Source organism: Janibacter sp. LM (genome assembly GCF_039631275.1).
GTDB lineage: Bacteria > Actinomycetota > Actinomycetes > Actinomycetales > Dermatophilaceae > Janibacter > Janibacter terrae.
This window is the reverse complement of sequence record NZ_JBDIVG010000006.1, coordinates 45735-63013: the sequence shown is the minus strand read 5'-3', so window position 1 is coordinate 63013 and position 17279 is coordinate 45735. Positions and strand designations below refer to the sequence as shown.

Sequence of the window (17279 nt, the reverse complement as noted above, 5' to 3'; positions counted from 1 at the left end):
CTCAGCCCTCGGCGCGCTTCTTGAGGTCCCGCAGGGCCGTGTCGACGATGACCTTCTCGGCCTTGCGCTTGAGCATGCCGAGCATCGGGATCTTGACGTCGACGGTCAGGGCGTAGCTGACCTCTGTGCCGCCGCCCTCGGTCGCGGCGAGCGTGTATGACCCGTCCATCGCCTTGAGCACCGTGGCCTCGACGAGCGTCCACGAGGCGACGCCGACACCGTCCTCGTCGACCTCCCAGGCGTAGTCCAGCGTGTAGGTGTCCTTGATCGCGCCGGCGTCCAGGGTGAAGACCGCCTGGTCCGGCCAGCCGTCGCCGTCCTCGGTGAGGATCTCGACGTTCTTGATCTCCTTGGCCCACTCCGGGTACGCCTCGAGGTCGGCGATGATGTCGAGCACCTCGCCGGGCGCGGAGTCGATGACGATGCTGGAGCGGGTGCTGTCGGCCATGGTGGGGAGACTAGCGCGTACGCCCTTCGAGACGGTCCTTGATGTCGTGGACGCCGGCCTTCCACCGGCGGCGGTGCGCCCTGGTCCAGCGCCACGGCCCGCCCCGCTGCTCGCCGTGGACGTAGTGGTGGATGATCGTGCCGCCGTGGCCCTCCTCGAGCCAGATCTCCAGACGGCCCTCGACCTCTCCCCCGGTCCGCCAGCGCACCCCCTTCGTCCCGCGGTCCTGCACGACCTCCCGCTGCAGCCCGGGCCACAACCCGTCGAGGAGGCCGGGGACGTCGAGCGCGGCGCGCACGACGTCGGGCGCGGCGCGCACGAAGGTCTCGTCGACGACGTCGACGGTGCGGCGGCGGACGGGCATGGGACCAGTATGGCCACGGTCACGACCGTTCTCCCCGGGGGCGGCCGGGCGCATGGGTAGGCTCGCCGCAGGCCCGCACGTGCCCGGTCCGTGCACCGATGCCGAACGAAGGAGATCCCGTGATCGACAGTTCCATGCCCCGACTCATCGAGGGCGACCCCACCGACTCCCTGGCGGACCTGCCGGGTCGCAACGCGGCGACGGACCCGCAGCGGGTCGCCTTCACCATCAAGGAGTCCGGTGCGTGGCGCGACGTCACGACCTCCCAGTTCAACCACGAGGCCCGCGCGCTCGCCAAGGGACTCATCGCCAAGGGCCTTGACGAGGGTGACCGGCTCGCGATCATGGCCCGCACGCGCTACGAGTGGACCCTCCTCGACTTCGCGACCTGGATGGCGGGCGGCGTGCCCGTGCCGATCTACGAGACCAGCTCCCCCGAGCAGGTCGAGTGGATCACCCAGGACGCCGGGGTGCGCTTCCTCGTCGTCGAGACCGCCCACCACGCCTCGGTCGCCGAGGAGGCCCGCGCCGCGGTGCCCGGCATCGAGCAGGTCTGGGTCATCGACCACAGCGACCTCGAGTCGATCACCGTCGAGGGCGCCCGGGTGGACGACGCGCAGCTCGACGAGCGCGTCGCCGGTCGCGGCCGCTCCTCCATCGCCACGATCATCTACACCTCCGGCACGACCGGTCGGCCCAAGGGCTGCGAGCTGACGCACGACAACTTCCTCGGCCTGGCGGAGAACACGGTCGCCAAGCTCGATGCCGTGCTGGGCAAGGACGACGCGTCGACGCTGCTCTTCCTGCCGCTCGCGCACGTCTTCGCCCGGTTCATCGAGGTCCTCGCCGTCGTCGCCAACCGCCGGATGGGCCACAGCGCCGACATCGCCAACATCCTCGAGGACTTCCAGTCCTTCCGACCGACCTTCATCCTCGCCGTGCCGCGGGTCTTCGAGAAGATCTTCAACAAGGCCAACGAGACCGCCACGGCCGACGGCAAGGGCAAGATCTTCGCCCGGGCCGCCGACGTGGCCATCGCCTGGTCCGAGGGCCAGGACACCGGGAGCATCCCGCTCAAGGTCAAGGTCCAGCACGCCGTCTTCGACAAGCTCGTCTACAGCAAGCTGCGCGCCAAGATGGGCGACAAGGTCGAGTACGCCGTGTCCGGCGGCGCGCCGCTCGGCACGCGCCTGGGCCACTTCTTCCGCGGCATCGGCGTGACGATCCTCGAGGGCTACGGCCTCACCGAGACCACCGCCCCCGCGACGGTCAACGTCCCGGACAAGGTCAAGATCGGCACCGTCGGCCCGCCGCTGCCGGGCGTGAGCGTGCGCATCGCCGACGACGGCGAGGTGCTCATCCAGGGTCTGAACATCCTCGCCGGCTACCACGGCAACGAGGGGGCCACCCTCGAGTCCATCAAGGACGGCTGGTTCCACACCGGCGACCTCGGTGAGCTCGACGAGGACGGCTACCTCAAGATCACCGGCCGCAAGAAGGAGATCCTCGTCACGGCGGGCGGCAAGAACGTCGCCCCGGCGGTGCTCGAGGACCGGCTGCGCGCGCACCCGATCATCAGCCAGTGCCTCGTCGTCGGCGACGGCAAGCCCTTCATCGCCGCGCTCGTCACGCTCGACGAGGAGATGCTGCCGGGATGGGCCGCCAACCACGGCCTGGGCACGCTCACGCTCGAGCAGGCCCGCACCGACGAGACCGTGCTCGCCGAGATCCAGGGCGCCGTCGACGAGGCCAACAAGGCCGTGTCCAAGGCCGAGTCGATCCGAAAGTTCTCCGTCCTCGCCGAGGACTTCACCGAGAAGAACGGCACCCTCACCCCGTCGCTGAAGCTCAAGCGCAACATCATCATGCGCGACTTCGAGGACGAGGTGGAGAGCCTCTACGGCAACTGACCGGCCTCACGGCCGCGGGGTCCCGGGCTCAGCCCGCGGCGCTGCGCAGGTCGTCGTACCGGGACCGGGGTTCGCGCACGGCGCGGGCCCCGGTCGCCGTCTGCGGCGCGACGAGCCCCGACGCGACGAGCCGGGAGAGCACCTCCCGCTCACGGCGGTCCAGAGGCATCTCCTCCCCCTCGCCGGCCACCGGCACCTCGGGCGAGTAGAGCACCGTGACCATGCAGTCGGCGCAGCCGACGTGCTGGACGGGGCAGGTACCGCAGTCGATCGTCAGGGGTGCTCCGGGTCGACGGGCCATGTCCGTCACCTCCTCGTCGTCACCGGGTCCATCCCGGCACCGACCACGCTAGGAGCGACCCCCGACAACGCTCCTCAGCACCATGTCAGGTGACGACCGTGACCGTGGGTCCAGCCCATGCCGCGACCGTCGAGACCGAGGCAGAAGTCGGCCGACGTCGCCGGCCCGCACCCCGCGCCCGCGGCCACCTCCGGGAGCACACCCGGCCCCTCGTTGCTCACCCAGTGCGCCCGGCCGCCCTCCGCCCGCACCCGCTCGAGCGTGGCCGTGGCGACCTCGGACCACCGGCGACGGCCGGCAGCGTCGAGGTAGGCGATGACCGCGGAGTGGAAGAGCACCAGGGTCGCGTCCGGCGCCGCTGCCCGGGCGCGGGCGACCGCCTCGTCCACCCCCACGAGCAGGTCGCCGCGGACCACGTCGACGGGCGCTCCCGCGGCCACCCGGCAGGCCGCCGCCAGACGAGCGCGCCGGTCCTCGTGCTCGGGCCACACGAGCGTCCCGAGCCAGGCCGCGGTCTCCTCGTCGGACGGGTCGAGCGGGTTGAGGTCGACGCCACCGCGGTGCACGACCTGCGGGAGCGAAGGGGGCAGCGGCACCGGTCCGCGCACGGTGCACCGGAGGACGACCGGCGAGACGCCCTCGGCCGGGTCGAGCCGGGCCATCTCGGTGCCCGCCTCGTCGACGTACCGATAAGACCAACGGTCGGGGTGGAGGCACAGCCCGGCGCTCGAGCCCACCTCGACGAGGGCGAGCGGGCCGGGCAGCCCGGCGAGCACGGGCAGCAGCGTCGCGCTGCGCCCCACCTCGTTGGTCTGCGTCGAGTGCTCCAGGACGGTGGCCCGCACCTGCTCCCAGCGGGTCAGCAGGACCTCACGCAGCACCGGGTAGTCCGAGGGCGTCACCGCGCCGTGCCACCGGGCGGCCGCGAAGACGAGGTTGGGCTGGCGCTTGGGCACCGGCAGCCCGGACAGCAGGTCGAGGACCGTCGGGTCCTCGACCACGCCCGCCGCCCACCTCTCGAAGGTGGGTGACTCCCCCTTCGCCTCCTGCCGCGCGAAGTACGTGTAGTACCCGGCCACGTCCTCCAGGTCGTCCATCGTGCGCATGCGACGAGTCTGCCACGGCGCGCATCCCCCGGGTTGTCGGTGGCCCCACCTACGGTCGTCGGCATGGAGGTCGTCCAGGACAGGCTCGGTGATCTCGGCACACCACTGGCCGAGGTCACCTTCGTCGTCGTCGACCTCGAGACGACGGGCGGGTCACCGCGCGACTGCGGGATCACCGAGATCGGCGCGGTCAAGGTCCGCGGTGGCGTGGAGCTGGGCGAGCTGCAGACCTTCGTCAACCCGGGTGAGCCGATCCCCGCCTTCATCCAGTCGCTCACCGGCATCACCGACGCCATGGTCCGCGACGCACCGCGCACCGGGGAGGCGGTGGCCAGCTTCCTCGAGTTCGCGAAGGGAGCGGTGCTCGTCGCGCACAACGCGAGCTTCGACATCGGCTTCCTCAAGGCCGCGTGCGCCGCCCACGACCTGCGGTGGCCGGCCCCGCAGGTGCTCGACACGGTACGGCTGGCGCGACAGGTGGTCTCCCGGGACGAGGTCCCCAACCACAAGCTGGCGACGCTGGCACGTGTCTTCGGCGCGACGACGACGCCGGACCACCGGGCGCTGCACGACGCCCGCGCGACGGTCGACGTCCTCCACGGCCTCATCGGCCGGCTCGGCTCCGTCGGCGTCGACACGCTCGAGGAGCTCGGCTCCTACACCTCGAGGGTGAGCGACGAGGTGCGGCGCAAGCGGGTGCTCGCCGACGGCCTGCCCTCGGCCCCGGGGGTCTACGTCTTCAAGGACGACCGGGGCGAGGCCCTCTACGTGGGGACCTCCGTCGACATCCGCTCGCGCGTGCGCTCGTACTTCACCGCCTCCGAGCAGCGCCGACGCATGGGCGAGATGGTGCGCCTGGCGACCGAGGTGACGCCGATCGTCTGCGCCACCACCCTCGAGGCCCAGGTGCGCGAGCTGCGGCTCATCGCCGCCCACAAACCCCGCTACAACCGCCGCTCGCGCCACCCGGAGAGGGTGTGGTGGCTGAAGCTGACCGACGAGGCCTTCCCCCGGTTGTCGATCGTGCGCAGCGTCGGGCCGGACGACCTGGCCTACGCCGGACCCTTCGGCTCGCGGGGCGGCGCCGAGGACGCGATGGCCGCCCTGCACGACGCGGTGCCGCTGCGCCAGTGCCTGACGCGCATCTCCCCGCGCCGCCCGACGTCGGCGTGCGCCCTGGCTGACATGGGTCGGTGCGCGGCCCCGTGCACGGGCGCGGTGGGCGTCGACGAGTACGCCGTCACCGTCGGCGAGGCCGTCGACGTGCTCGTCGGCGACTCCCGCGCGGCCGTGGCGGCGGTGCGGCAGCGGATGACCACGCTCTCCGGGGACGAGCGCTACGAGGAGGCGGCCGCGCTGCGCGACCGGCTCGCGGCCCTCGTCCGCGCCGCGTCGCGCACCCAGCGCGCGGCGCCGGTGCGGCAGGCGGCGGAGATCGTCGCGGCCCGCCGTACCCCGCGCGGCGGCTGGGACCTCGTGTGCGTGCGCCACGGCCGGCTCGCCGGCAGCTCGCACTCCCCCGTCGGCGCCGACCCGATGCCCTACGTCGCGGCGCTGCGGGCCAGCGCCGAGGTCGTCGCCGCACCGACCGCACCCGGGACCGGGGCGCTCGCCGAGGAGACCGAGCTGGTCCTGCGCTGGCTCGAGGCCGAGGGCACCCGACTGGTCGACATCGAGGGCGAGTGGACCTGCCCCGTGGGAGGCGCAGCGGCCGCCCACGGCGAGCTGGCGCCTGCTCTAGGGTGGGCCTCGTGATCACCGCCATCGTCCTCATCCACGCCGACACCGCCAGGATCCCCGAGGTCGCCGAGACCGTCGCCGAGCTCGAGGGCGTCAGCGAGGTCTACTCGGTGGCCGGGGACGCCGACCTCATCGCGATGGTGCGCGTCCACCAGCACGAGCAGCTCAACGAGGTCATCGCCGGCCGGCTCAACAAGGTCGAGGGGATCGTCGACACCTCGACGCACATCGCCTTCCGCGCCTACAGCCGGCACGACCTCGACGCGGCCTTCAGCATCGGCCTGGAGTGACCCCGACCGACCGCTGCCCCGCCTCGCCCTAGGACGACGCGGGGCGGGCGGTCGCCTCGACCCAGCGATCGAGCTGGGTGGCGGCGGCGCCGGAGTCGAGGACCTCCTCGACGACGTCCATGCCGGCGCGGATCGCCGCGACGGGGTCCTGCGGGACCCGCCCGCCGGCCCGGGAGAGGGCGACCGCGGCCCCGGAGTTGAGGACCACGGCGTCACGGACCGGGCCGCGTGCCCCGGCGAAGAGATCACGCGCGACCTGCGCGTTGTCTTCCGCCAGACCGCCCTTGAGCGACTCGAGCGGGCTGCGGGGCAGCCCGACCTGCTCCGGGGTGAGGTGCAGCTCGCGGATCTCCTGCCCGGCGACCCACCACACGTGCGAGCCGTCGGCGACGGTCAGCTCGTCCAGCCCGTCGTCCCCGCGGAAGACGAGGGCATCGGTCCCCCGCTGCGCGAAGACGCCGGCCATGAGCGGCGCCACGGACGAGTCCGCGACGCCGACGACGGAGTACGTCGGGCGCGAGGGGTTGGTCATCGGGCCCAGGACGTTGAGCGCCGTCCCCACCCCGAGGTCGCGGCGCGGGGCCGCGGTGTGCCGGAAGGAGGGGTGGAAGGTCTGCGCGAAGCAGAAGGTGATCCCGGCCGTGCCCGCGATCGCGGCCACCTCGTCCGCGGGCAGCGTCAGGTTGACGCCGAGGGCCTCGAGGACGTCCGCCGAGCCGGACTTGGAGGACGAGGCGCGGTTGCCGTGCTTGACGACGCGCACACCGGTCGCGGCGATGCAGATCGAGGACATCGTCGAGATGTTGACCGTGCCGGCCATGTCGCCGCCGGTGCCGACGATGTCGAGCGTGGGGCCCGAGACCTGGATCGGCAGCGCGTGCTCGAGCATGACGTCGGCCAGCGCGCGCAGCTCGGTGACGGTCTCCCCCTTCGCCCGCAGCGCGACGAGGAAGCCGGCGATCTGCGCGGGGGCCGCGTCGCCGGACATCATCTCCCGCATGGCCCACGAGGTCTGGTCGGAGCTCAGGTCACCACCGGAGAGGAGTTGCGTGAGCAGGACAGGCCAGGTGTGGGTGCCCGCACCCGTCATCGGGCCGCCACGCCCCGGGCCAGGCCGGCGACCGCGTCGGCGAGGACGATCGGGTCCACGGGGTGGGGCACGTGGTCGTCGGCCATCGACCAGGTCGCGAGCCAGCCGTCCTGGGGGCGACCGGTGAGCACGAGGACCGGAGGGCAGCCGAGGACCTCGGACTTCAGCTGACGGCACAGGCCGAGTCCGCCGAGCTTGGCTGCCTCGCCGTCGAGGATCAGCAGGTCGATGCCCCCGGCCTCCACGGCCTCGATCACCGCGTCGGCCGTGGCGCACTCGCGCCACCCCGCGATCTCGACGTCCTTGGCCGGGCGGCGCCCGAGCGCGGCGCGCACGGCGTCGCGGGTGGTGATGTTGTCGCTGTGCAGGAGGACCTGCACCGAGACGACGCCCGTGGCGGCGGCGGTGCCGTCCTGTGCGCGGGCGAAGGGGGTCTCCTGGGAGGTACCGGTCATGCCCCAGATCGTAGCGGTGAGATGCCTCACGAGACTCGCGGAGGGGGGTGGCGCACACCCCGGGAGGGAGGGGGACATAATGGCTCCGTGGCCACTGCAACTTCTCTGCCTTCAAACGTGTCCGGGCACGTGCCCGCCGACCCCACGATGGGTCCGGTCAGCCGCCCCAACATGGTGTCCGTCGGCACCATCGTCTGGCTGTCCAGCGAGCTGATGTTCTTCGCCGGGCTCTTCGCCATCTTCTTCACGGTCCGGGGGATGCGTCCGGACCTGTGGCAGCAGAACAGCGAGCTGCTCAACGTCCCCTTCGCGGCCGCCAACACCCTGATCCTCGTGGTCTCGTCGGTGTGGTGCCAGCTGGGCGTGCTGCGGGCCGAGCACGGGCAGAAGTCGCGGACCGGCTCGATCCTCAACGTCGCCGGCTGGGGCATGCGTGAGTGGTACGTCCTCACCTACATCTTCGGCGCCGTCTTCGTCTCCGGTCAGATCCTCGAGTACGCCACCCTCGTCAGCGAGGGCGTGTCGATCGACACCGACGCCTGGGCCTCGATCTTCTACCTGACGACCGGCCTCCACGGCATCCACGTGACGGGCGGTCTGATCGCCTTCCTGCTGATCATCGGCCGCACGTACACCACCCGCAACTACAGCCACGCCCAGCAGACCGGTGCAGTCGTCACCTCGTACTACTGGCACTTCGTCGACGTCGTGTGGATCGCGCTCTTCGCCGCGATCTACCTCCTCGGGTGATCCCGATGCGTCAGCCCCGCCCCAACCGCACCACGAGGACAGGACTCTCCATGCCCACCCTCTCTCGTCGCCACCCCGCGGCGATCGCCCTGCTGATCATGCTGGGGCTCTTCGTGACCGGCACCGCCTACGCGGCCGTCGCCCCGCAGGACGCCGAGGCCACCGTCGCCAGCGCCAGCGCTGACGACGTCGCCAACGGCAAGAAGCTCTTCGTCGCCAACTGCGCGACCTGTCACGGCGCCAACGGCCTGGGCGTCGACCAGGTCGGCCCGAGCCTCGCCGGCGTCGGTGCCGCCTCCGTCGACTTCCAGATGGGCACCGGCCGCATGCCGATGACCGAGCCCGGTGTCCAGGCCCAGCCCGACCTGCAGGTGAAGTTCACCGAGGAGGAGATCTCCGACGTGGCCGCGTACGTCGCCACCCTCGGCCCCGGCCCGGCGGTCCCCGACAGCGAGTACACGGACGGCTCCCAAGGCGACCCCGGCAAGGGTGGTCAGATCTTCCGTGTCAACTGCGCCATGTGCCACAACAGCGCCGGCGCCGGTGGCGCCCTCACCCGCGGCAAGGACGCTCCCGCCGTGACCGGCGTCTCCGGCAAGCACATCTACGAGGCCATGGTCACCGGCCCGCAGAGCATGCCCGTCTTCAACGACACCAACCTCACCCCCGACAACAAGCGCGACGTCATCGCGTACATCGAGGCCCAGCAGGAGGCCGGCAACCCCGGTGGCAACCCGCTCGGCAGCCTCGGCCCGGTACCCGAAGGCCTCTTCGCCTGGACGATCGGCCTCGGCCTCCTCGTGGGCTTCGCCGTCTGGCTCGGCCAGAAGTCCGCCTGACCCTGACAACTCGCCACACAGACAGGACCGACAACAGATGAGTGAGCACACCCCGACAGGGGCACAGCCGGAGGAGCCCACGGGTTCCGACCCGGTGCGCCTCGACCAGGGCCACGTGCAGGGCTCCGGTGGTATCCCGGAGCGGTTCACGAACCCGGGGCTGCCGCCCCACGTGCTGCGCAACGCCGACCGTGACGACAAGGCGGCGAAGCGAGCCGAGCGACAGGTCTCGGTCCTGTTCCTCCTGTCGATCCTCGGCACGGTCCTCTTCGTCGTCGCCTACTTCCTCTTCGACGTCGAGGACACCGTCTGGGTCCCGATCACCGGCGAGATGAGCGCGACCAACCTCTTCCTGGGCCTTGGTCTGGCCTTCTCCCTGCTCGGCATCGGTCTCGGCGCCGTGCACTGGGCCAAGACGCTCATGCCGGACGCCGAGTCCGTCGAGATGCGTCACCCCCTTCGCTCGCAGGCCGAGGACCGTCAGGGCTTCGTCGACACGATGCTCGATGGTGGTGAGTCCTCGCAGCTGACGCGCCGTCCGCTGCTCAAGGCCACCTTCGGTGCCGCCATGGGCCTCTTCGCCGTGCCGCTGCTCGTGCAGCTCGTCGGCTCCCTCGGTCCGCTGCCCAAGAACGACCTGTCGGTCACGTTCTGGAACGGCGAGAAGGGCGAGGACGGGCACTGGACGGCCAAGAAGCGCCGCCTGCACCGCGACCCGGAGGACACCCCGATCAAGCCCGGCGAGGTCACCATCGGCTCGGTCTTCCACATCCAGCCCGAGGGTCTGCTCGAGCTCGAGGACGACAAGCTCGACGAGATGAGCAAGTCCTCCGTCCTGCTCATGCGCCTGGACCCCCAGGACTTCCAGAACACCGACCAGGGCCGCAAGGCCCGTGACTGGGGCTACCAGGGGATCGTCGCCTACTCCAAGGTCTGCACCCACGTCGGCTGCCCGGTCGGCCTCTACGAGCAGACCACGCACCACCTGCTCTGCCCCTGCCACCAGTCCACCTTCGACGTCACCAACGACTGCGAGGTCATCTTCGGCCCCGCCGGCCGCCCGCTGCCGCAGCTGAAGATCACCGTTGACAGCGAGGGCTACCTCATCGCCGACCAGCCCTTCCAGGAACCGGTTGGCCCGAGCTTCTGGGAGCGTGAGTCCTGATGAGCACCACTCGCCCCGCCGACGCCCTGCGCGCAGATGACGCGCCGGTCACGGCCCCCCTCTCCCCCGGCATGAAGAAGGTCGGCGGCGTCGCCGGATGGATCGACGACCGCACCGGCTCCGCCAAGGGCGTCGGCTACCTCATGCGCAAGGTCTTCCCGGACCACTGGTCCTTCATGCTCGGCGAGATCGCGATGTACTCGATGATCGTCTGCATGCTGACGGGTGTCTTCCTCACCTTCTGGTTCGACCCGTCCATGGCCCACACGGTCTACGAGGGCAGCTACGCGCCGCTCAACGGCGTCGGCATGTCCCGCGCCTACGCCTCGACGCTCGACATCTCCTTCGACGTCAAGGGCGGTCTGCTGATCCGCCAGATCCACCACTGGGCGGCGCTGCTCTTCATCGTCGCGCTGTCGGTGCACATGCTGCGCGTGTTCTTCACCGGCGCGTACCGCAAGCCGCGCGAGATCAACTGGGTCATCGGCTGCGTGCTGTCCCTGCTGGCGCTCGTCGAGGGCTTCGCCGGCTACTCCCTCCCCGACGACCTGCTCTCCGGTACGGGCCTGCGCGCCGCGCAGGGCTTCATGGTGGCCGCCCCGGTCATCGGCAGCTACCTGAGCTACGCCGTCTTCGGCGGCACCTTCCCCGGCGACGACATCATGCCCCGCCTGTACTCGGTGCACATCCTGCTGCTGCCGGGCATCCTCATCGCGCTGTTCACCGTGCACATCGTGCTCGTGGCCCTGCAGAAGCACACCCAGTACCCCGGCCCGGGCAAGACCAACGACAACGTCGTCGGCTTCCCCGTCATGCCGGTCTACGCGGCCAAGGCCGGTGGCTTCTTCTTCATCGTCTTCGGCGGCATCGCCCTGATCTCCTCGCTGATCCAGATCAACGCGGTGTGGGTGCACGGTCCCTACGAACCCAACGCGACCACGGCCGGCGCCCAGCCGGACTGGTACATGGGCTTCCCCGACGGCGCCCTGCGTCTGCTCCCGGGCTGGATGGAGTTCACGACCTTCGGGTACACGTGGGCCTGGCCGGTCATCATCGGCGCCCTGGGGGTCATCCCCGCCTTCTACGGCGCGATGATCGCCTACCCGTTCATCGAGAACTGGGTGACGGGTGACAAGCGGGAGCACCACCTCCTGCAGCGTCCGCGCAACGCCCCGACCCGCACCGCCATCGGCATGGCCGGTCTGACGCTCTACGGCGTGCTCATGTTCGCCGCGGCCAACGACATCATCGCGATCAAGTTCGGGATGTCGATCAACGACATCACGCTGATCCTGCGGGTGCTCGTCTTCCTCGGCCCGGTCCTCGCCTTCTGGGCGACGAAGCGGATCTGCCTGAGCCTGCAGCGTCACGACCGTGACCTCGTCCTCCACGGACGCGAGACGGGTCGCATCCAGCGCGGTGCATCCGGCTCCTTCCACGAGATCCACGAGCCGCTCGACGAGTACACGCGCTGGAACCTCGTCCAGCACGAGGCCACGCCGCAGCTCGAGCTGGCCCCGGCCGTCGACGAGAACGGCGTCGAGGACAAGAAGGCAGCCCGCCGCAACAAGCTGCGCGCGAAGCTGCACGACTTCTACTTCGGCGGCGCCGTCGAGCCGGTCACCCCGGCCGAGCTCGAGGCCGCGCACCACGACCACGGCCACGAGGCCATCGAGTCGGGTGAGAAGGTCTCCACCCACTGACCCCGGTCAGAGATCGTCCGCAGGCCCCGGAGGTTCGCCCTCCGGGGCCTGCGGCGCCCCTGCTGGGGCACGGTGCGAGGATGAGCGCGACATGATCCGAGACAGACCCACTCCTGCGCCACCGACGACCGCTCCCCTGGCCGTCACCACGCTGCTCCTGGCGCTGCTCGGCATGTTCGGACCCTTCTCGATCGACACCCCGTTCCCCGCCTTCCAGCAGATGGGTCGCGACCTCGTCGTCGGCGAGGCGGCGATGCAGCTCGTCGTCAGCGCCTACCTCGGGGCCTTCGCCCTGATGAGCCTCATCCACGGGCCGCTCAGCGACGCCGTCGGCCGCAAGCCCGTCATGGTCACCGGGGCCGCCGTCTACGCCCTCGCGTCCATCGGGTGCGCCCTCGCCCCGTCCCTGCCGGTCCTGCTCGCCTTCCGCGTGCTGCAGGGCATGTCGGCCGGTGCCGGGACCATCGTCTCGCGCACCGTCGTGCGTGACCTCTTCGAGGGGGTCCGGGCGCAGCGGCTGATGAGCACGATCGCCATGATCTTCGGCATCGGTCCGGCGTTGGCGCCGATCATCGGGGGCTTGCTGCTCCTCGTCGGCCCGTGGCCGCTGATCTTCTGGTTCCTCGCCCTCTTCGGCGGGGTCCTGGCCGTCGCCGTCCTCGTGCTGCTGCCCGAGAGCCACCCGCCGGAGCAGCGCACGCCCCTGGACCTGGGGGCGATCGTGCGCGGCGTGCGCACCGTGGGTCGGATGCGCAGCTTCCAGGTCCTCTCGGCCGCCAGCGCGTTCTCCTTCGCCGGCCAGTTCCTCTACATCGCCGCCGCCCCGATCTTCGTCGTGACGCTGCTGGGTCAGGGACCCCAGGACTTCTGGGTCTTCTTCGTCCCGATGGTCGCAGCCATGGTCCTCGGCTCCTTCACCGGCGCTCGGCTCGCCGGGCGGGTCAGCGGCGACCACCTCATCATCGGCGGCCAGGCGGTCGCCCTCACGGGTGCCGTCGCCGGCCTCGGGCTCGCGCTCGCTCCCTCGACCGCCACCCTGCCGTGGGCGGTCGTCGGCCCTTCGGCCATCGCCTTCGGCACGGGCATCTCCTTGCCCGTCTACCAGCTGGCGCTGCTCGACGCCGTGCCCCACGCCAGGGGTACGGCGGCGTCCGTGTCGACCTTCCTGATGCTCCTGCTCAACTCGGTGCTCACCAGCGCCGTGGTGCCGATCGCGGCGGCCTCCCTGGCGCGGCTCGCGGCGACCTCGCTCGGTCTGCTCGCCATCGGCATCGCCCTGTTCCACCTGCACCGGGGACGCGCCCGGCGTCCACCCTCCCGACGACCCATCCCACCGGAGGTGGTCTGACCATGGTCGAGATCAGTGTCGAGGACTTCGAGGCGGCGGTGAGCGAGGCGCTGGACCGCGTACCCCAGGACCTGCTCGCCATGCTCGACAACGTCGCCTTCTTCGTCGAGGACGAGCCGGGGCCCGACCACGCCGATCCGGGACTCACGCCGCAGGACAACGCCGAACTGCTCGGGATCTACCTCGGCACACCGCTCACGGAGCGGGACCTCGGGTGGGCGGCCGGCGCGCTGCCGGACCGCATCGTGCTCTTCCGCGGACCGCTGTCCCGCATGTGTGCGGACCTGGAGGAGCTGCGCGAGGAGATCGCGATCACGATCGTGCACGAGGCGGGGCACCACGTCGGGATCGACGAGGAGCGTCTCCACGAGCTCGGCTGGGGCTAGGCCGCAGCGACCCGCGTCAGGCCGAGGCGCTCAGCTGCTGCCAGTGCGCGTAGTCGTACTGCCAGACCCCGATGCCCTCCGTCGGGAGGAACTCACGGTCCGAGCCGCGGAAGTCGACGGGGTCACCCGGCAGCGAGTTGTGGTAGAACCACTTCGCGTCCTCCGGAGCCATGTTGACGCAGCCGTGCGAGACATTGCTGCTGCCCTGGGACCCCACGGACCATGGCGCGGAATGGACGAACTCCCCCGTCCACGTGACGCGCACGTTGAAGTTGGTGTCGACCTTGTAGTACCCGGGCTCGCCCTTGTCGATCCCCACGGTCGCCGAGTCCATGGTCATCTCGCGCTGCCTCCCGATGACGACCTTCATGCCCGAGCGGGTCTCGGTCTCCTTGCCCGGCTTGCCGCTGCTCACGGGGAAGGCCTTGACCTGCTTCCCGCCGCGGGTGACGACCATGCGGTGCCGGTCGATGTCGACCCGGGCCAGCTGCTCGCGGCCGATGGTCATCGACCCCGAGACGTCCTCGGCGATCCACTTGTCCTCGCCGGTCTGGAAGCCGGTGAGGGGCGCGTCGACGGTGACCTCGGTCCCCGGCACCCAGAAGTCCTTGGGTCGCCACATCAGCTGTCGGTTGTCCAGCCACCCCCACGAGCCTTCCGTGACGGGTTCGGTCGTCACGGAGACGGCCTGCTCGATGGCCCGGCGGTACCTCGCGTCGGTGACCACGGAGTCGAACTGGAGGCTGACCGGCATGGCCACGCCCACGGTCTGCCCGTCGTAGACGACGCCGTAGGTGGCCGTGACCTGCGGCTCGTGGGTGGTGAAGGTCGACCTCTGGGTCGTCGTCCCGCCCTCGGGGCCCTCGGCCGTCACCGCGACGGTGTACGTCGTCGCCGGCCGCATCCTGGACGTGGAGGTCCACGTCTGCCCCGTGACCTTGCCGTCGACCTTCCCGCCCCCGGCCCCCGTGACGGTGACCGCCGAGAGGTCACCGCGCATCACCTGGACGCTGATGGGGTCGTCCGGCATGACGCCCGTGGTGCCCTTGCCAGGGTTGACCTTGACCTGCGCGGGCGGCAGCTCACGGGTCGTGCTCACGCTCTGCGGGTGCTGGGAGGTGGTGACCGTGCCGGTCGACGAGCTCGATCCCTCGGCACATGCCGTGGCGACGAGGAGCAGGACGACGGTCAGTGCGATCGCTCGCACCCGACGGACGACGGACATCACGTGAGGAGCACCCCTTGGTGTGGATCGTGCGTCCGTGGAAGCCCTGCTCCCGGACGCGCTGAAGGGGCCCGGACCTGACCAGTCCGTGGCCCCTTCAGCCGAGTGTACGTGCGCTCAGTGGGCGTGCTCACCCTTGAAGTACTCGAAGACCCAGCCGCAGACCGCCCAGACGCCGAGGATGGCGCCGAGGGCGGCGACCCAGAAGCCCACGGCCACGCCCAGGAAGACCAGCGCGGCGGACAGGGAGAGCCAGAGCGGCCACCAGGAGTACGGCGAGAACGAGCCGTAGGGGCCCTCGATCTGCTCGATGTCACCGTCCGGGTCGTCGTCCGGGCGCGGCGGCAGGTGGCGCGCCGTGTTCCACAGGAAGAAGGCGACCATCAGGCCCAGCCCACCGCACAGGTACAGGGCGACCCAGCCGACCGGCTCGACCCACTCCGTCCAGAACCCGTAGCCGGTGGCGACGGCGACGAAGAAGACGCCGATCTGGGCGAAAAACTTGACCTCGTCCTTCATCGGGTTCCCTCACCGTCGGTCGTGGCGGAGGACGCGACCTGGGCCTGCGCGAAGCGCGAGCGGATCGCGGCCGGGGCGTACTCGGGGTGGTTCATGTCGAAGGTCGGCCGCTCCGAGCGGATCGGCGGGATCGACGTGAAGTTGTGCCGCGGGGGCGGGCACGAGGTGGCCCATTCGAGGCTGCCGCCGTAGCCCCACGGGTCGTCGACCTCGACCAGCGGCGCGCTGGCCTGGGTCTTCCACACGTTGTAGAAGAAGGGCAGGAAGCTGATGGCCAGGATGAGCGAGCCCACCGTGGAGATCTGGTTGGCCAGCTGGAAGTTGTCCTCCGGCATGTAGTCCGCGTAACGGCGCGGCATGCCCTCGACACCCAGCCAGTGCTGGATGAGGAAGGTCGTGTGGAAGCCGACGAACAGCAGCCAGAAGTGCAGCTTGCCCAGGCCCTCGTCGAGCATCTTGCCCGTGAGCTTCGGCCACCAGAAGTACAGGCCGCCGAAGAAGGAGAAGACGATCGTGCCGAAGAGGACGTAGTGGAAGTGCGCGACGATGAAGTAGGTGTCGGTGATGTGGAAGTCCAGCGCGGGGCTGGCCATGATCACGCCCGTGAGCCCACCGAAGAGGAAGGTCACGAGGAAGCCGATCGCCCAGTACATCGGGGTGTCGAAGACGAGCTTGCCGCCCCACATGGTGCCGATCCAGTTGAAGAACTTCACACCGGTCGGGACCGAGATCGCCATCGTCATGATTGCGAAGAAGGGCAGGAAGACCTGGCCCGTGCCGTACATGTGGTGCGCCCACACGGAGACGGACAGTGCCGCGATGGCAATGGTCGCGAAGACCAGACCCTTGTAGCCGAAGATCGGCTTGCGGGAGAAGACCGGGAGGATCTCCGAGATCACGCCGAAGAAGGGCAGCGCCAGGATGTAGACCTCGGGGTGGCCGAAGAACCAGAAGAGGTGCTGCCACAGCAGCGCCCCGCCGCTCGCCGCATCGAAGATCTGCCCGCCGAAGCGTCGGTCGACACCCAGGGCGATCAGGGCGGCCGCGAGGACCGGGAAGGCCATGAGGATCAGCACCGACGTGATCAGGACGGTCCAGGTGAACAGCGGCATCCGGAACATCGTCATGCCGGGCGCGCGCATGCAGATGATCGTGGTGATGAAGTTGACCGCGCCGAGGATGGTGCCGAAACCGCTGAGGGCGAGGCCCCAGACCCACAGGTCGCCGCCGAGGCCGGGGCTGTAGGTCGGGTCGGACAGCGGGGTGTAGGCAGTCCAGCCGAAGGAGGCCGCGCCACCCGGGGTGAACAGGCCGGCCGCAGCGATGATGCCACCGAAGAGGTAGAGCCAGTAGGCGAACATGTTCAGCCGCGGGAAGGCGACGTCGGGGGCACCGATCTGCAGCGGCATCAACGCGTTGGCGAAGGCCGCGAAGGCCGGCGTCGCGAAGAGCAGCAGCATGATCGTGCCGTGCATGGTGAACATCTCGTTGAACTGCTCGGGGTTGTCCACCACCTGCAGGCCCGGGGCCCACAGCTCGAGCCGGATGACCAGCGCCATGAGTCCCCCGATGAGGAACCACACGAAGCTGGTGATCATGTACAGGTTGCCGATGACCTTGTGGTCGGTCGTCGTGACGTG

General features: G+C 70.4%; 18 protein-coding genes. 9 read left to right on the top strand and 9 right to left on the bottom strand.

Annotation, left to right across the window (positions count from 1 at the left end; genetic code table 11):
• Position 1: 1 nt before the first annotated feature.
• Complete coding sequence (locus ABC138_RS04090; RefSeq protein WP_068324748.1) at positions 2-448, bottom strand: SRPBCC family protein; 447 nt, start codon at positions 446-448, stop codon at positions 2-4.
• A gap of 10 nt (positions 449-458) precedes the next feature.
• Positions 459-812, bottom strand: coding sequence for a hypothetical protein (locus ABC138_RS04085; RefSeq protein WP_068421894.1), 354 nt, complete (start codon positions 810-812; stop codon positions 459-461).
• Between the two features lie 119 nt (positions 813-931).
• Here ABC138_RS04085 and ABC138_RS04080 point away from each other — a divergent pair, with 119 nt between their 5' ends.
• Complete coding sequence (locus ABC138_RS04080; protein WP_345912822.1) at positions 932-2722, top strand: AMP-dependent synthetase/ligase; 1791 nt, start codon at positions 932-934, stop codon at positions 2720-2722.
• 28 nt (positions 2723-2750) lie between these two features.
• Here the strand turns inward: ABC138_RS04080 and ABC138_RS04075 are convergent, their stop codons facing one another.
• Entirely contained in the window at positions 2751-3023 is a 273-nt protein-coding gene (locus ABC138_RS04075; RefSeq protein WP_245634694.1) for a hypothetical protein, read from the bottom strand.
• A gap of 74 nt (positions 3024-3097) precedes the next feature.
• On the bottom strand, positions 3098-4129 hold the full coding sequence (locus tag ABC138_RS04070) for a DUF2332 domain-containing protein (protein WP_345912821.1): 1032 nt from the start codon (positions 4127-4129) through the stop codon (positions 3098-3100).
• Positions 4130-4192: 63 nt separating this feature from the next.
• Here ABC138_RS04070 and ABC138_RS04065 point away from each other — a divergent pair, with 63 nt between their 5' ends.
• Entirely contained in the window at positions 4193-5884 is a 1692-nt protein-coding gene (locus ABC138_RS04065) for a DEDD exonuclease domain-containing protein (RefSeq protein WP_345912820.1), read from the top strand.
• Positions 5881-6159: an Lrp/AsnC ligand binding domain-containing protein gene (locus ABC138_RS04060; RefSeq protein WP_068325425.1), complete on the top strand. Its 279-nt coding sequence runs from the start codon at positions 5881-5883 to the stop codon at positions 6157-6159. The genes ABC138_RS04065 and ABC138_RS04060 overlap by 4 nt, the downstream gene beginning before the upstream one ends.
• 28 nt (positions 6160-6187) lie before the next feature.
• On the opposite strand, the gene trpD is transcribed toward ABC138_RS04060, so the two are convergent.
• Positions 6188-7249: an anthranilate phosphoribosyltransferase gene (gene trpD / locus ABC138_RS04055; RefSeq protein ID WP_338538238.1), complete on the bottom strand. Its 1062-nt coding sequence runs from the start codon at positions 7247-7249 to the stop codon at positions 6188-6190.
• Entirely contained in the window at positions 7246-7704 is a 459-nt protein-coding gene (locus ABC138_RS04050; RefSeq protein WP_068421903.1) for a response regulator, read from the bottom strand. The genes trpD and ABC138_RS04050 overlap by 4 nt, the downstream gene beginning before the upstream one ends.
• A 171-nt stretch (positions 7705-7875) precedes the next feature.
• Between ABC138_RS04050 and ABC138_RS04045 the strand changes: the two genes are divergently transcribed.
• The 6 genes from ABC138_RS04045 (at position 7876) to ABC138_RS04020 (ending at position 13895) form a co-directional block, all read left to right on the top strand.
• The gene (locus tag ABC138_RS04045; protein ID WP_345912935.1) at positions 7876-8454 is read left to right on the top strand and encodes a heme-copper oxidase subunit III; all 579 of its coding nucleotides are present in this window, start codon (positions 7876-7878) and stop codon (positions 8452-8454) included.
• Positions 8455-8504: 50 nt separating this feature from the next.
• Positions 8505-9293 carry a c-type cytochrome gene (locus ABC138_RS04040; protein ID WP_338538239.1) on the top strand — a complete coding sequence of 263 codons (789 nt, stop codon included), beginning with the start codon at positions 8505-8507 and terminating at the stop codon, positions 9291-9293.
• Positions 9294-9330: 37 nt separating this feature from the next.
• Entirely contained in the window at positions 9331-10458 is a 1128-nt protein-coding gene (locus ABC138_RS04035) for a Rieske 2Fe-2S domain-containing protein (RefSeq protein WP_338538240.1), read from the top strand.
• Positions 10458-12161 (top strand): ubiquinol-cytochrome c reductase cytochrome b subunit, encoded by a 1704-nt coding sequence (locus tag ABC138_RS04030; RefSeq protein WP_068324768.1) that lies wholly within the window; start codon positions 10458-10460, stop codon positions 12159-12161. The genes ABC138_RS04035 and ABC138_RS04030 overlap by 1 nt, the downstream gene beginning before the upstream one ends.
• Before the next feature lie 91 nt (positions 12162-12252).
• The gene (locus ABC138_RS04025; protein ID WP_082807508.1) at positions 12253-13509 is read left to right on the top strand and encodes a multidrug effflux MFS transporter; all 1257 of its coding nucleotides are present in this window, start codon (positions 12253-12255) and stop codon (positions 13507-13509) included.
• A 2-nt stretch (positions 13510-13511) separates the two neighbouring features.
• On the top strand, positions 13512-13895 hold the full coding sequence (locus ABC138_RS04020; protein ID WP_068324770.1) for a metallopeptidase family protein: 384 nt from the start codon (positions 13512-13514) through the stop codon (positions 13893-13895).
• A gap of 16 nt (positions 13896-13911) precedes the next feature.
• On the opposite strand, the gene ABC138_RS04015 is transcribed toward ABC138_RS04020, so the two are convergent.
• The 3 genes from ABC138_RS04015 to ctaD form a co-directional block, all read right to left on the bottom strand.
• Positions 13912-15120: an Ig-like domain-containing protein gene (locus ABC138_RS04015; protein WP_068421917.1), complete on the bottom strand. Its 1209-nt coding sequence runs from the start codon at positions 15118-15120 to the stop codon at positions 13912-13914.
• Positions 15121-15237: 117 nt separating this feature from the next.
• Entirely contained in the window at positions 15238-15639 is a 402-nt protein-coding gene (locus ABC138_RS04010) for a cytochrome c oxidase subunit 4 (RefSeq protein ID WP_068324774.1), read from the bottom strand.
• Positions 15636-17237, bottom strand: coding sequence for a cytochrome c oxidase subunit I (gene ctaD / locus ABC138_RS04005; protein WP_345912934.1), 1602 nt, complete (start codon positions 17235-17237; stop codon positions 15636-15638). The genes ABC138_RS04010 and ctaD overlap by 4 nt, the downstream gene beginning before the upstream one ends.
• Positions 17238-17279: the final 42 nt, after the last annotated feature.